11 protein-coding genes are annotated in these 12,928 nt (G+C 72.3%); 1 reads left to right on the top strand and 10 read right to left on the bottom strand.

Translation table 11 applies throughout. The features are described from left to right. Window positions 1-15: 15 nt before the first annotated feature. From AB0C16_RS14855 to AB0C16_RS14810, 10 genes are all read right to left on the bottom strand, one after another. Complete coding sequence (locus tag AB0C16_RS14855; RefSeq protein WP_357682733.1) at window positions 16-648, bottom strand: hypothetical protein; 633 nt, start codon at window positions 646-648, stop codon at window positions 16-18. An 85-nt stretch (window positions 649-733) separates the two neighbouring features. Further along, entirely contained in the window at window positions 734-1,129 is a 396-nt protein-coding gene (locus AB0C16_RS14850) for a hypothetical protein (RefSeq protein WP_357682731.1), read from the bottom strand. Further along, on the bottom strand, window positions 1,126-1,701 hold the full coding sequence (locus AB0C16_RS14845; protein ID WP_357682730.1) for a hypothetical protein: 576 nt from the start codon (window positions 1,699-1,701) through the stop codon (window positions 1,126-1,128). The genes AB0C16_RS14850 and AB0C16_RS14845 overlap by 4 nt, the downstream gene beginning before the upstream one ends. Beyond that, window positions 1,698-2,270: a MauE/DoxX family redox-associated membrane protein gene (locus tag AB0C16_RS14840; RefSeq protein WP_357682729.1), complete on the bottom strand. Its 573-nt coding sequence runs from the start codon at window positions 2,268-2,270 to the stop codon at window positions 1,698-1,700. The genes AB0C16_RS14845 and AB0C16_RS14840 overlap by 4 nt, the downstream gene beginning before the upstream one ends. After that, complete coding sequence (locus tag AB0C16_RS14835; RefSeq protein ID WP_357682727.1) at window positions 2,270-2,794, bottom strand: hypothetical protein; 525 nt, start codon at window positions 2,792-2,794, stop codon at window positions 2,270-2,272. Before AB0C16_RS14835 ends, AB0C16_RS14840 begins: the two co-directional genes overlap by 1 nt. Window positions 2,795-2,998: 204 nt before the next feature. Continuing rightward, on the bottom strand, window positions 2,999-5,680 hold the full coding sequence (locus tag AB0C16_RS14830; RefSeq protein WP_357682726.1) for a LuxR family transcriptional regulator: 2,682 nt from the start codon (window positions 5,678-5,680) through the stop codon (window positions 2,999-3,001). A gap of 149 nt (window positions 5,681-5,829) precedes the next feature. Beyond that, window positions 5,830-7,119, bottom strand: coding sequence for a homoserine dehydrogenase (locus AB0C16_RS14825; RefSeq protein WP_357682724.1), 1,290 nt, complete (start codon window positions 7,117-7,119; stop codon window positions 5,830-5,832). After that, window positions 7,116-8,498, bottom strand: a complete 1,383-nt coding sequence (gene lysA / locus AB0C16_RS14820; RefSeq protein ID WP_357682722.1) for a diaminopimelate decarboxylase — start codon at window positions 8,496-8,498, stop codon at window positions 7,116-7,118. Before lysA ends, AB0C16_RS14825 begins: the two co-directional genes overlap by 4 nt. A gap of 124 nt (window positions 8,499-8,622) precedes the next feature. Continuing rightward, on the bottom strand, window positions 8,623-9,246 hold the full coding sequence (locus AB0C16_RS14815; RefSeq protein ID WP_357682720.1) for an anticodon-binding protein: 624 nt from the start codon (window positions 9,244-9,246) through the stop codon (window positions 8,623-8,625). 103 nt (window positions 9,247-9,349) lie between these two features. Beyond that, window positions 9,350-11,200 (bottom strand): hypothetical protein, encoded by a 1,851-nt coding sequence (locus AB0C16_RS14810; protein ID WP_357682718.1) that lies wholly within the window; start codon window positions 11,198-11,200, stop codon window positions 9,350-9,352. 71 nt (window positions 11,201-11,271) lie between these two features. Between AB0C16_RS14810 and AB0C16_RS14805 the strand changes: the two genes are divergently transcribed. Then, window positions 11,272-12,906: an asparagine synthetase B family protein gene (locus tag AB0C16_RS14805; RefSeq protein ID WP_357682716.1), complete on the top strand. Its 1,635-nt coding sequence runs from the start codon at window positions 11,272-11,274 to the stop codon at window positions 12,904-12,906. The last annotated feature ends 22 nt before the right edge of the window (window positions 12,907-12,928 follow it).

Genomic DNA, 12,928 nt, shown 5'->3' with positions numbered 1-12,928 from the left:
CGCCCGCCGTCGATCTCACGGGAGAACGGTCAGCAGCAGCGGCACCAGCAGGCTGACCAGAGCCGCCAGGGTGGCGAACTGGCCGATCGCGTGGCGCTTCGAAAGCCCCATGGACACCCAGCCCGGCTCGCGGGGCGGATCCCAGCGAGGGACCATCGTCGCGATGGCCAACGGCAGCGCGAACCCCAGCGCGTACGCCACCCCCGTCCACCAAGGCGCCACCTGCAGCACGGCCAGACCGAGAACACCCCAGGTCGCGGCCGAGACCCTGAAGGTCGTGACGGCGAGCCCGGTGTCCAGGCCCCACAGGAACGGGCCGGTGCGCGGGCCGTACTGGTAGAGCAGGTTCTTCGGCGTCTGGCGTCGCCAGGTGACGCGGCACATGCCGCGGGCCCGCAACGACGCCACGTCGAAGGCGCACAGTGCCACGCACAGGACCACTGCCGACCACAGCCTGAACGTCTCCGGCAGCAGCGCCGCTCCGAATGCCCGTCCGACCACGGAGGCGGTGCTCATGATCACGAACGCGGACGCCAGGAAGCCGAGTGCGAGAGACGTGACCGGGACGACGACGGCGCGATGCCGTATGCGCTCCCCCTGCCCGAGGGGGCCTCCCGACATGTCCGTCCCGCCCAGGGGACGGATCATGCCGACGAAGGACACGCCTCAAGGGCTGAACAGCTGGGCGAATCCGGCACAGGCCGCGAGCAGCAGCACCGCCGGCGCCAGCAGCTCAGCAGTAGGCATCATCCCACCAGACCGAGCAGTAGAAGCTGCCCGCCCAGCAACTGCTGGAGGAAGACGTGCATTCTCCGCACCAGATGACGCGGACACCGGCGAGGCATGACCAGTACCGCCGGTAGTAACCGCTGGGGCAGGAGTAGTTGCACCCGCCGCTGCATCGCCTGCACGACGCGAGGGAGCAGCAGGGGGAGCCCAGGCAGTCGGCCGCCGCCGGCTGGGTCATCGAGATCACGCCCGCGACGGCCGCGACGAGCGCCGTGCCTCCCTTCATGAGCAGGCCCAGGGCGCTGCGGCGGGCGGGCGGGTCAAAGAGGGGGGTCGCCGTGCCGTCCTCAGTGAGGGCGAGGTCGGCAGGCCGGCCCGCGCGGCCTGGTGAGGTCGTCATGCCTGGTCCTTCCCTGCGATCATGGCTTCGAGCTGGATGTCCGTGGGCCCCGCCGGCTGGATGTTCTCAAGCAGGGTGAAGAGCTGGCGACTGGACGGGATCGTCGTCCCGCGTGTGACGCGGCCGTCCCTGATGACGACGGCGGCCGGTGTGACGGCGACGTTGAGCGCCTCGGCGACGGTGTGATCGCCGTCGACCAGGACCCTGTCCAGATCGAAGTCGTAGGTCAACGAGAGCTCCGCCTCCGCCACGGGGTTGGCCGGATCCAGCACCAGCCAGAGACCCTCGGGCATGTCGCCATGGAGGGCGGCCGCGATCGAGCGGCACGTCCCGCACTTGTCGGACAGGAACAGGACGACGGCTCCGGTCGCCTCGTCGAGCTGCTTCGGCAGCCCGAACGCGCTGGGCCGGCCGCCGACGGCGCCCGCCAGGTCTATCGTGTTCGGCCGGTCGATGAGCCCGCTGAGCTCGCGCAGTTGGGCGATGCTCCGGTACATCTCGACCTGCGATCCGAGAAGCAGGAACACGAGGGCTCCGAACACGACGACCGCGGCCGAGAGGATAATCGTCATCCGTTACTCCCACTTCCGTTGAACATCGGCATCGGCTGTGCGGCCGCTTCCTGCATGGCCTGTCGATCTCCCGTGGCCGCCCGCCAGCTGCCGGCCACCACCACGCCGCGCACCGCGGCGAGCGCGATGATCAGGCCGGCGAGATATTCCAGGCCGACCTGCCATTCCCAGGTCTGGGGCGACCAGGTCACGACGATCGCGGCGCCCACCCAGGCGGGCAGGAGCAGGATCTGGCGCCACCCCAGGGTCGAGTGGCCGGTCGCGCCGAGGCACGCGCACGGGACCGGCCGCTCCGCCCGCAGACCGAGCAGCCCCGCACCGGCGAACAGGACGCCGAGGGCGGCGACCCCGAATCCCGGCCACACGGCGCCGGGGACGACGATCAGCGCTCCGCCGACGACGAGTTCCGCACAGGGAATCGCGACGGCGCCGATCCACGCCAGAGGCGAGGGAATCGAGAGGGCCATGAGCGTCGCGGTGAATGCGGACGGTGTACGAAGCTTTTCGAGACCGGCCCAGAGAAGCGCGCCCGACGCCGCCAATGCGACCAATAACGAAATCGCTGACACTAGTCTCTCGCCGGCCGGAACGCGACGCACGAAAGAACGCGCCCGTTGGCGTTCTCGATGCAATACGCCTCGTATCTCGAACCGCGCACCGCGGATCCATCCACCGCGACGGTTTGGACGATGGTCTGGTCACGAAGCGAGACCTCGACGCCGCCGACCTTCTGGGCCATGACCCTGGCCCGGTCGGTCGGCGCGGCGACCGTGCCCACCAGCCTGATCACGAGCGGTGTGACCGTGCTCGGGTCGATCGGATGGTCCGGCCCGCTCACCAGGACCCGGTCACCCGGCTGGAGCTGCCAGCCGTCGGGGAAGCCGGAGACGGGCAGGCCGGAGACGGTGACTCCCGACCCCTCCAGGACGACGTCGGCGGAGCCCTTCTCGTGGCGGATCACGCGCGCCACGCGGGCGCCGCCGGTGGCGGCCGTCTCCGCTCTGGCCACGTCACCGTGGAAAACGACCGTCGACGCGAGCCCGGCGACGGCCGACCCTTTGAGAAGGCTACGCCTGGATAGTCGAATCGCCATATAGACCCCTTCGCTCACCGCGAATTACCGGACCAAAAGGAGAACAGGTGATTTCTCCCATGAAAGTAACATGGGACCCCAGGCTGTCCATGGGTTGCGATTACTCATTACGTGATGACCGCGCGATCCCATGAATGAGTCGGGCGGAACACCGGATTGAGCAACGCGGGCCGTCGACTCAGGCGGGAAGCCGCGTCGGCCCGGTCAGATCAGGTCGTCGAGGTTCACGTCGCCGAGTTCCGCTCGCGATCGGATGCCCAGCTTGGGGAACGCGCGGTAGAGGTGGTTGCCGACCGTGCGAGGGCTGAGGAACAGCCGGTCCGCGATGTCGCGGTTGCTGGCTCCGGTGGCGGCCAGCTGGACGATCTGGAGCTGCTGGGGGGTGAGGGCGCCCCGGGCGTTCCGTGCGGGGCGGCCGGTGGCCTCCAGCTCGGCCCTCGCCCTGGCCGCCCAGGGCGTGGCCCCCACCCGCTCGAACACCGTCGCGCACGCGCCGAGGTGGACGCGCGACTCCGCTCTCCGGCGAGCCCTGCGCAGCCATTCGCCGAAGGCCAGCTCGGTGCGGGCGTGCTCGTAGGGCTGGTCACCCCTCTCGTGCTCCCTCAGCGCGTTCACGTAGTGGCGTTCCGCCTGCTCGCCCGTGGCGGTGAGCGCCCGGCACCGTTCGACGAGCGCTTCCGCGTCGGGGGTGGGATGGGCTCGCGCCCATGCCTCCAGGACCGACAGCGGGAAGGCCGCCCGGTCCGGCCGGCCGCTGCGCACCGCCGCCTCGACCTGGTCGGGAGCGCGGCGGGCGGCGCCGATCCACGCGCCGTCCCGGGGGATGCCCTCCAGCCGGGTCAGCGCCTCCACGTTGCGGCCGTGTCCCAGGTCGAGCAGGGCGAGCGCCCAGGCGCACAGCGCGCGGACCGGTGCGATCTCCTGGGCCTCGGCATGCCCCAGAGCGTCCTTCACCAGGGCGACGCAGCGTTCGTCGTCGCCGGCGACCGCCGCCAGCCAGCCGAGCAGCCCGCTCAGGTGACTCGCCCGGTGCGGCTGCCCGAACTCCACAGCGAGGTCCAGCCCCGCCGCCGCCGTGGCTCGCGCTTCGGCGTGCATCCCACGGTGGAGCTGCGCCCGGGCGAGAAGCTGGAGCGCGTACGGCAGGCGTCCCGCCATCCCGTTCCTGCCGCACTCCGCGACGTAACCCTCGGCGGCCTCGCATTCGGCCGTGACGGCGATCCGCAGGTCGAGCGAGGCGGCCACGAGCTGATCGCCGAGCAGATCCTGCCGGGCGATTTCGGCGAGCACCTCCACCGGCCCGAGTCCATCCCACGACCGCACCACGGCGCACAACTGCGCGGTGAGCGACGTCAGCGGCGAGTCCGCGGGCAGGGGAACGGCTCGCAGCGCCGCCTCCACCTCCCGGAGGAGGCCGGCGTCGGCGACGGCCCAGGCATACCGGAAGGCCTCGGCCAGCATCAGCATCGCCTTCGCCGGAGCCCGCTCCCTGATCAGCACGGTGCCTTCGATCAGCTTGCCGGCCCCGGTGGCCGGCGAGCCGCGCTCGAAGTCCACTTCGGCGTCGACGCGCGCCACCTCGGCCCGCGTGTCCGCGTCGGACGCCAGTCGTAGCGCCCGGCGGGCCAGGTCCGCCGCCGCGTCCAGCAGCCCGGCGTCGACGGCCGCCCGCGCCGCGGCGGCCAGCAGCCGTCCCCTGTGCCGTCGCTGGGCGAATCCCGCGGCGCGTTCGTAGGCGGCGCAGGCCGGCCACGCGTCTCCCGCGCGTTCGGCGATCAGCTCCAGCTCGGCCGAGAGCTCCGGGCAGGGCCCCGTCGTCGCCGCCGCGGAGTGCCAGACCCGCAGCTCCGCCTGGCCTTCGTCGGCGCTCTCGGCGAGGGCCCAGTGCGCCGCTCGGCGTCCGGTCGTGGTCGCCTCGTGGTAGACGGCCATCCGCGTCAGCGGGTGGGCGAACCTCACCGTCAGGCCGTCGGCCTCGAGCAGGCCGTGCCGCTCGGTGTATTCGAGCTCCGCCGGCCCCGCGCCCAGCCTCGCGGCCGCCGCGGTCACCAGGGCGAGATCGCCCGTGTCATCGGCGGCCACGACCAGGAGCAGGGACTTCACGGAGGCGGGGATCCGCTGGAGCCCCCGGCCGAGATCCTCCAGGACCTGCCCCGGATTCGCGCGAGTGCCATCATGGAAGGCGTACGGGTTGAGCCGGCCTGACCGCTGCTCCGGCGTCAGGCAGGCGGCCAGCTCGGCCAGGGCCAGCGGGTTGCCCCGCGACTCGCCGATGATCCTGTCTCTGGCCTGCGGCGCCAGCCGTTGAGGCCGTGCCGCGAGCATCTCGGCCGCGCTCGCGCGGTCCAGCGGGCGCAGGCGTGACTCCGGCAGCCTGGCGGCGGCGAAGGGACCACCGTCACGCGTGGCCACCACGAGGGCGATCGGCTCCGATCCGAGTCTGCGCGCGGCGAACATCAGCGCGTCCGCGGAGAGCCGGTCGAGCCACTGGGCGTCGTCGATCAGGCAGAGCAGCGGGCGCTCCGCCGCCAGCCCGGACAGCAACGACAGCAACGCCACCCGCGTGGCCGCGTGATCCTCCGCGCGGTAGGCGGCGGAGAGGGCGGCGCGCAGGGCACGCGCGTCCGCCGAGGGGAGATCGTCGACGCGTGCGAGGACGGGACGCAACAGGAGGCCGAGCGAGGCGTAGGGCTGCCCGGCCTCCGACTCGAACCCGGCGGCCGACAGCACCCTCATCCCGTCGGCTTCGGTGGCGGCGTCGTGGAGCAGGGCGGATTTGCCGGCCCCCATCGCGCCCTTCACGACCAGCGTGCCACCGGCCCCACTCATGGCCTCGGCGAGGAGGCGGCCGATCTGGGCCTGTTCGGCCTTCCGGCCGTACAGCACGAGAACACCTTTTGCCGGGATGTTTCCCATGTCCACATGATCCAGACACTTGGTGACAAATGATCATATCTCGATGATCGGTCACCTAGTCAAGAGAGAGGATCATGCCGACGTGCGGGAAGCCGTCACGGCTCCGGCGAACGGCTCGTCTACTCGTCGCCCTCGACGCGCATCACGCTGGCCACGGCCCGGACGATGTCCAGGTCGCGCAGCCCCTCCATGGTGGCCGTGAGCGCCGCGTCGGTCGCCCGGTGGGTGACGATGACGAGCTGCGCGTCGTCACCGCGCCCCTCCTGGCGGACGGTCTGGATCGAGACGTCGTGCTTGGCGAACAGGTCGGCCACGCGGGCCAGCACGCCGGGCTTGTCGGCCACGTCGAGCGCCACGTGGCAGCGCGTGACCGTCTCGCCCATCGGGTGCACGGCCAAGGACGCGTAGGTCGACTCCTCGGGCCCGCGGGTGCCCGCGAGCCGGTTGCGCGCCACCGCCACCAGGTCGCCCAGCACCGCGGAGGCCGTCGGCGCGCCGCCCGCCCCCTTGCCGTAGAACATCAGCTGCCCCGCCGACTCCGCCTCCACGAACACCGCGTTGTACGCCTCGCGCACACCGGCCAGCGGATGGGAGCGCGGGATCATCGCCGGATGCACGCGCACCCCGATCGAGCGGCCGTCGTCGGACCGGGCGCAGATGGCCAGCAGCTTGATCACGTAGCCCATGGCCTTGGCCGAGGCCACGTCGGTGGCGGTGATCTCGGTGATGCCCTCGCGGTGCACCTCGGCGGCCGTCACCCTGCTGTGGAAGGCCAGCCCGGCCACGATCGCGGCCTTGGCGGCGGCGTCGAAGCCCTCGACGTCGGCCGTGGGGTCGGCCTCGGCGTAGCCCAGGGTCTGCGCCTCCTCCAGGGCGTCGATGAACGACGCGCCGGTCGAGTCCATCTTGTCGAGGATGTAGTTGGTGGTGCCGTTGACGATGCCCAGCACCCGCTGGACGTGGTCGCCGGCCAGCGACTCCCGCAGGGGCCGCAGCAGTGGGATGGCCCCGGCGACGCTGGCCTCGAAGTAGAGGTCGCCGTCGCCGGCGCGGGCCGCCTCGTGCAGCGTCGCGCCGTCCTCGGCCAGCAGCGCCTTGTTGGCGGTGACGACCGACTTGCCCCGCGAGAGGGCGGCCACGATCAGCGACCGGGCGGGCTCGATGCCGCCGATGACCTCGATCACGATGTCGATGTCGTCGCGGGCGACCAGCGACTCGGCGTCGGTGGTCAGCAGCTCGGGATCGATCTCGACGTCACGCTTGCGGCCCAGGCGGCGCACCGCGACGCCGGCCAGCTCCAGGGGCGCGCCGATGCGGGCGGCCAGGTCGTCGCCCTGCTCGCGGATCAGGCGGATGACCTGGGAGCCGACGACCCCGCAGCCCAGCAACGCCACCTTCAGCGGTTTCACAGCTGCCCCCTCAACAGGTCGTCCTCGGTCTCGCCCCGCACGATCACGCGCGCCTCGCCGTCGGCGACGGCGACCACGGCGGGCTTGGGCAGGTAGTTGTAGTTGTGCGCCATCGAGCGGCAGTAGGCGCCCGTGGCGGCCACGGCGATCAGGTCGCCGGGAGCGAGGTCGGCGGGCAGGAAGCAGTCGCGGACGACGATGTCGCCGCTCTCGCAGTGCTTGCCGACGACACGGCTGAGCATGGGCCCCGCCGAGCTCTCGCGGCTGGCCAGCACCGCGGTGTAGTCGGCGCCGTAGAGGGCGGTGCGCAGGTTGTCGCTCATGCCGCCGTCGACGCTCACGTAAGTGCGCAGCCCCTCGACGTCCTTGACGGTGCCGACCTCGTAGAGGGTGATCCCGCCGGGCCCGGCGATGGTGCGGCCCGGCTCCACGGTCAGCCGCGGCACCGGCAGCCCGGCGTCGGCGCAGACCTTGGCGACGATCTCGCGCAGGGCGTCGGCGAGCCGCTTGATGTCGGGGGCCTCGTCGTCGTCGACGTAGGCGATGCCGTAGCCGCCGCCGAGGTCGAGCTCGGGCAGCAGCACGCCGTGCTCGGCCTTGATCTGCACGAGCAGCGTGGCCAGGCGGCGCGCGGCCACCTCGAACCCGGCCGTGTCGACGATCTGGGAGCCGATGTGGGAGTGCAGGCCGACGAGCTCCAGCGACGGCAGGGCGAGGATCCGGCGGACCGCCTCGGCGGCGGCGCCGGAGCCGAGCGACAGGCCGAACTTCTGGTCGTCGTGGGCCGTGGCGATGAACTCGTGGGTGTGCGCCTCGACGCCGGTGGTGACCCGGACCATCACCTTGGGGCGCTGGCCGAGGCGTTCGGCGAGGAAGCCGAGGCGGGCGATCTCCTCGTAGGAGTCGACCACGATGTGGCCGACCCCGGCCTCCAGGGCCCTGGTCAGCTCGGCGACGGACTTGTTGTTGCCGTGCAGGGTGATGCGGTCGGGCGGGAAGCCGACGCTGAGCGCGACGGCCAGCTCGCCGCCGCTGGCCACGTCGAGGCCGAGCCCCTCGTCGTGCAGCCAGCGGACGATCTCCTTGCAGAGGAACGCCTTGCCCGCGTAGTGGACCTCGGAACCGGCGAACGCCGTGGCGTAGTCGCGCATGCGCGAGCGCACGTCGTGCTCGTCGTACACGAACAGCGGGGTGCCGTGCTCGCGGACCAGGTCGCGGACGTCGACGTCGCCGATCGTGAGCGCGCCATCGGTGCGGCCGGACGTTCGGGGCCAGATCATGGGATTGATCCGGTTGAGGTCGGCGGGCGCCGGCGGCGGGCGCTCGTGGGCCGGGGGCTCGGCGTGGCGGTCTCCGGCGGGATGGGCGAATCGACTCACCCGAACGAGGCTATCGGAACCGTCCATCGCCCTGGACCGACTGCCCACGTATCGAGACGGGATCCCGCCTCAGCAGGGATATTTTTACGGTTTTTAACCGTTTTACCGGATATTTTGCGATCAATCACAACCGCTCCGGCCCGACGAGCACCTCGTGCACGGCCCGGGCCAGCCGCACGCGGGCCGTGTGCACCGGTGCGGGTGGCTCGTCCCCCACGGGCACGGCCGGGGCCAGCTCGTGGGCGTCGTGATAGGCGAGCGCGAGCCGTACCAGGAAGGACTCCCAGCCGGGCGAACCGCTCGCCAGCCGGCTCGGGAGCTCGGCCAGGACGCGCAGCACGGCCCGGTCGCGGGGGTCGTCGAGCAGCTCCGGGCGAAACCCCTCGCCCGGCACCCCCAGCTCCTGGGCCCAGCGCCGCACGGCCGCCGCGCGAGCCCGCGCGTAGCGGACCACGAACCCGGGGTTGTCCCAGGTGCGCGGGAAGTCGGGCCAGGGATCGGGCAGGCCGGCGACCGGCTCCACCTCCTCGACCAGCGCCCCCGGCACCGCCACGGTGATCCGCAGGACCCCGTCGGCCCGCACGTCCACCCCGGACACCCCGGGCACCTCGCGGACCCGCGCGGCCAGCACGCCCGGCGGCACGCGGCGGCGCAGGGCGGCGGCCGAGACGTAGACCGCCTCCCGCTCCCAGGTCCCCTCCGGCACCGGGTGCTCACCCAGCACCCCGGCGAGCCGCCGCGCCGTCATGGCCACGACCCTACGGGCACCCGGCCGACACCGCGGATCTCGCGACACCGGTCAGGACCACCAGTCGAAACCGGCACCCGGAGCCGCCGGTCAACGGCGCCGGTCAGATGAGCGCGTGCGGCTCGGCGGAGCCGTACTCGACCAGGTGGGCCGCGCCCAGCAGCCAGCGGTCCTCGTCGCGGACCCGGACGTAGCCGAACCGGTCGGCGGAGAACACCTTCACCCCGTCGGCACGGCACTGCCGCATGAGCACGTCGTCCCACCCTTCGGTGAGGTCGGCGAACCCGATCTCACGCAGCGCGCCCCGCCGGGCCAGCAGCGTGGCACCGGCGATCTCCGGCAGGTAGGAGTATTCGGCGTCGGGCTGCTTGAGCAGCGTGGCCTGGGGCTTGCGCAGGTGGGCGTAGTAGGCGGCCTTACCGACGATGTCGGCCGTGCTGAACAGGAAGGCCCGGCTGAGGTCGGCCAGGTAGTGGGTGCCGTAGACGTCACGCGGGTCCATCACCGCGACCAGGTCGGACTCGCACAGGTCGAGCCCCCGGTTGAGCATCGCGCCGGTCGACAGCCCCGGGTCGAGGTCGCGGAAGACCACGTCGACGCCGGGCACGACGTCGCGGGCGCGCAGCCCGGACTCGGGCGGGCCGAACACGATCAGCTGCGACACCGGCGCGGACTGCCGCGCCACCTGGGCCAGGGCGTGCTCCAGCAGCGAGCGGTCGAGCACCGGCAGCAGCACCGAGATGTTGAGCGTGGCGCGATGGCTGGGCAGGCCGATCGCCTCCAGCAGGTCGTCGACCCGTTCCGTCATCGTGCCGGTGCCGTAGGCGCGGCGCAGCGCGACGTGCGCCCTGCGGGAGTCGGGCTCGTCGCCGATGGGAGTGCCGCAGGCCGCGATCTCGGCCAGCCGCCACTGCGGGGTGCCGGGCGGGCAGTCGACGGCGGCGGGCCAGCGGTAGGAGGTCAGCACGTCGGGATAGTCCAGGTGGCCGGGCAGCAGCTGCTCCAGCGTGAGCACCCGGTCGACCCGGCCGCCGGACAGCGGCAGCGGGTTGTGCACCCGCGGCTGGACGCCGAACGTCAGGCGGGGCCAGCCCTCGGCGGGGTGGGTGGTGAAGCGGTGCTCGAACAGCTCGGCGGCGGCGCTGTAGTCGGCCACGTTGCCCTGCGTGTGCCAGAAGACCGTGCGGATGCCGCGCTCGGCGCACCAGGCGAGCAGCGCCCTGAGCCCCTCGCCCGGCTCACCGATGAGCTCCTCGGCCCACGGCCCCCGCGTGACCGACTCGACCACCAGCAGGTGGGGCACCTCCAGCGGGAGCACCCGGGCGAAGTCGCGCGGCGTGAAGCCTGTGGTCTGCCGCCACTCGTAGCGCAGCAGCGCCTCGGCGTGCGGGTCGGCGATCACCGCGGCCGTCAGGTGCGGGCGCGTGTTGGGCCCGGTGGGCACCCGGAACGGCTTCAGCCGGAAGGAGGCGCCGTCGAGTTTTCTGATCGAGGTGGTGGCCTGGAAGGCGGCGCCGGGCCGGGCGTCCTTGGCCCGCTGCCCGCCCGCGACCGGGGTGCGCTTGGGCGCCGTGGGCCGCTTGACCGGCTTGGCGGCGCCCTTGAGGCCCCTGGCCAGGCGTACCGGATTGTTCTTGCCGCTCTTGATGGCGTCGCCGAGACGGTTCCAGCGGGCCACCTTGATCGAGGAGAGCTTCCAGTTGGCCACCTCGGCCTGGTAGCGCTGCTCGGCCAGCTCCTTGCGCAGCTTCTCGGCCGCGGCCCGCTCGGCCTCCAGGCGCTCCTCGGTCTCGCCCAGTCGCTCGGCGAGCGCTCTGGCCTCCTCGGCGGTCTTCTCGGCGCCGGCCAGCCGCGACTGCGCGGCCTCCAGCAGCCTGGCCAGCTCGGCCGCGTGCTCTGCCTGGGCGATCGCATCACGCAGCGCGCGCCTCGTGCTCTCCAGCTCAGTGCTCACCGAGACCTCCGATTCTTAGCCCGGCAAAGGATACTCTTTTGCGGGAAGCGTCTCGAAGGGATGAGATTCCGGTGCAGTTCAACGTGCGGCCCTATGTCTGCGGCGCTTTCGGCCGGATCGACTCCGTGATGGTCGGCAAGCTGACGGGGGCCGGTCCCCGGGTCCGCCCCGCCCTGCAGACGGCCGAGGCCGCGCTGTTCAGCTCGGCGCCGTTGCCCCCCTACCACCGCGCCGACGGCGCGTTCGCGTTCGCCTGGGGCGAGCGCCGGCCACCGGCGCTCGACGACTGGATGTCGGTCGCCGAGACCTACGAGACGCCGGGGCTGATCTGCGACGGCGAGCGCATCACGCTGCACGCCGGCGCGCTCGGCCTGGTCGACGTCTACTACGTGCGCCTGGGCGAGGCGATCTACTTCTCGTCCCTGATCCAGCCGCTGCTGTCGCTGGTCCCGATCGAGCTCGACTGGGCCGCCTGGGCCTCGATCATCCAGGTGACCTTCCCCCTCGGCGACGCCACCCCCTACACCCGGGTCAAGCGGCTGCCGGGGTCGAGCGCGCTGACCTTCGAGCAGGGCGCGCCGGCCACCGAGCGCAGGTTGCCGCGCTGGCTGCGGCGCGAGCCCTACGAGGCGTGGACCACCGCGGGCGAGCTGCTCGAGATCCTGCACGAGGTCTACAAGGACTACGACGGGCGCCGGCTGCTCGTGCCGGTCAGCGGCGGCTACGACTCGCGGCTGCTCTGCTCGGTCGCGGTGGCCCGGGGCGCCGACGTGGAGTCGTGGACCACCAGCCCCGACGACGGCACCGACACCGACATCGCGTTCGCCAGGGCGATCACGCGCGAGCTGGGAGTCGAGCACCGGGTGATCACGCAAGAGCCCGGCGCCTATCCTGACGACGCCCAGGAGGTGGCGCGCAGGCTCGAATACCTGACGCCGCACCACGCCTGGTACGCGCCGTTCGCCCAGGAGGTGCACCGGTCGGGCCGGATGCTGGTCGACGGCCTGGCGGGCGGGCCGCTGCTGAAGAACTTCATGGTCAGCGGCGCGGCGCTGGAGGCCACCTCGCAGGCCGAGCGGTCCGCGGCCGTGCTCGGCTCGCTGAGCCTCGGCGCTCCGTCGCAGCCGTTCCTGTCCCCCGGGGCGCAGGGCTGGATCGAGGAGACCGTCAGGGAGCAGTTCGACGCCGCGACCTCGATGCTCCACGGCCACCGGGCCGAGCTGCCGCTGTCGGTCCTGCACACCCGCACCGTGCGCGGCATCGCCCGCTCGGCGGTCAACCTGGTCGGCCCCGAGGCGTCGTTCGCGGCGCCGTTCATCCATCCCGACTTCTTCGACGCGGCGCTGTCGGTCGGCGTGAGCCGCAAGGACCAGGGCCGCTTCTACCGCGAGCTGCTCCACGCGGCCAACCCGCGCGTGGCCGCGCTGCCGTCCACGAACGTGGTCAAACAGCCGCTGCGGCGGGTCCCGCTGCGCTCGGCGGCCGCTCCCGCCCGCGCCTACTCACATCGCATGCTGCGCACCGTGGCCGAACGGGTGCCGTCGCTGCTGTCGGAGGAGCTGCACGAGGTGATCGGCGGCGGCCCCGACGCCCTCACGCGTTTCCACGGCTGGAACGACCGGTTCTGGGTGCGTGGGCTGGTGTTGTTCGGGCTGTGGCTGAATGACTTCGAGAACGACCTGGATGAGCTGTCTCCGCCGTTCTGAAATGAACTGCGGGTAACATCGC

Origin of the sequence: Nonomuraea sp. NPDC048916, from assembly GCF_040649575.1 — a bacterium.
GTDB lineage: Bacteria > Actinomycetota > Actinomycetes > Streptosporangiales > Streptosporangiaceae > Nonomuraea.
Note: the sequence above shows the minus strand (reverse complement) of the source record. Positions and strands in the feature narration are given on the sequence as shown.

Excerpts from the sequence above, each read along its gene's own strand:
- AB0C16_RS14855 (WP_357682733.1), bottom strand. The coding sequence starts at position 648 with ATGATCCGTCCCCTGGGCGGGACGGACATGTCGGGAGGCCCCCTCGGG.
- AB0C16_RS14850 (WP_357682731.1), bottom strand. The coding sequence starts at position 1,129 with ATGACGACCTCACCAGGCCGCGCGGGCCGGCCTGCCGACCTCGCCCTC.
- AB0C16_RS14845 (WP_357682730.1), bottom strand. The coding sequence starts at position 1,701 with ATGACGATTATCCTCTCGGCCGCGGTCGTCGTGTTCGGAGCCCTCGTG.
- AB0C16_RS14835 (WP_357682727.1), bottom strand. The coding sequence starts at position 2,794 with ATGGCGATTCGACTATCCAGGCGTAGCCTTCTCAAAGGGTCGGCCGTC.
- AB0C16_RS14815 (WP_357682720.1), bottom strand. The coding sequence starts at position 9,246 with ATGACGGCGCGGCGGCTCGCCGGGGTGCTGGGTGAGCACCCGGTGCCG.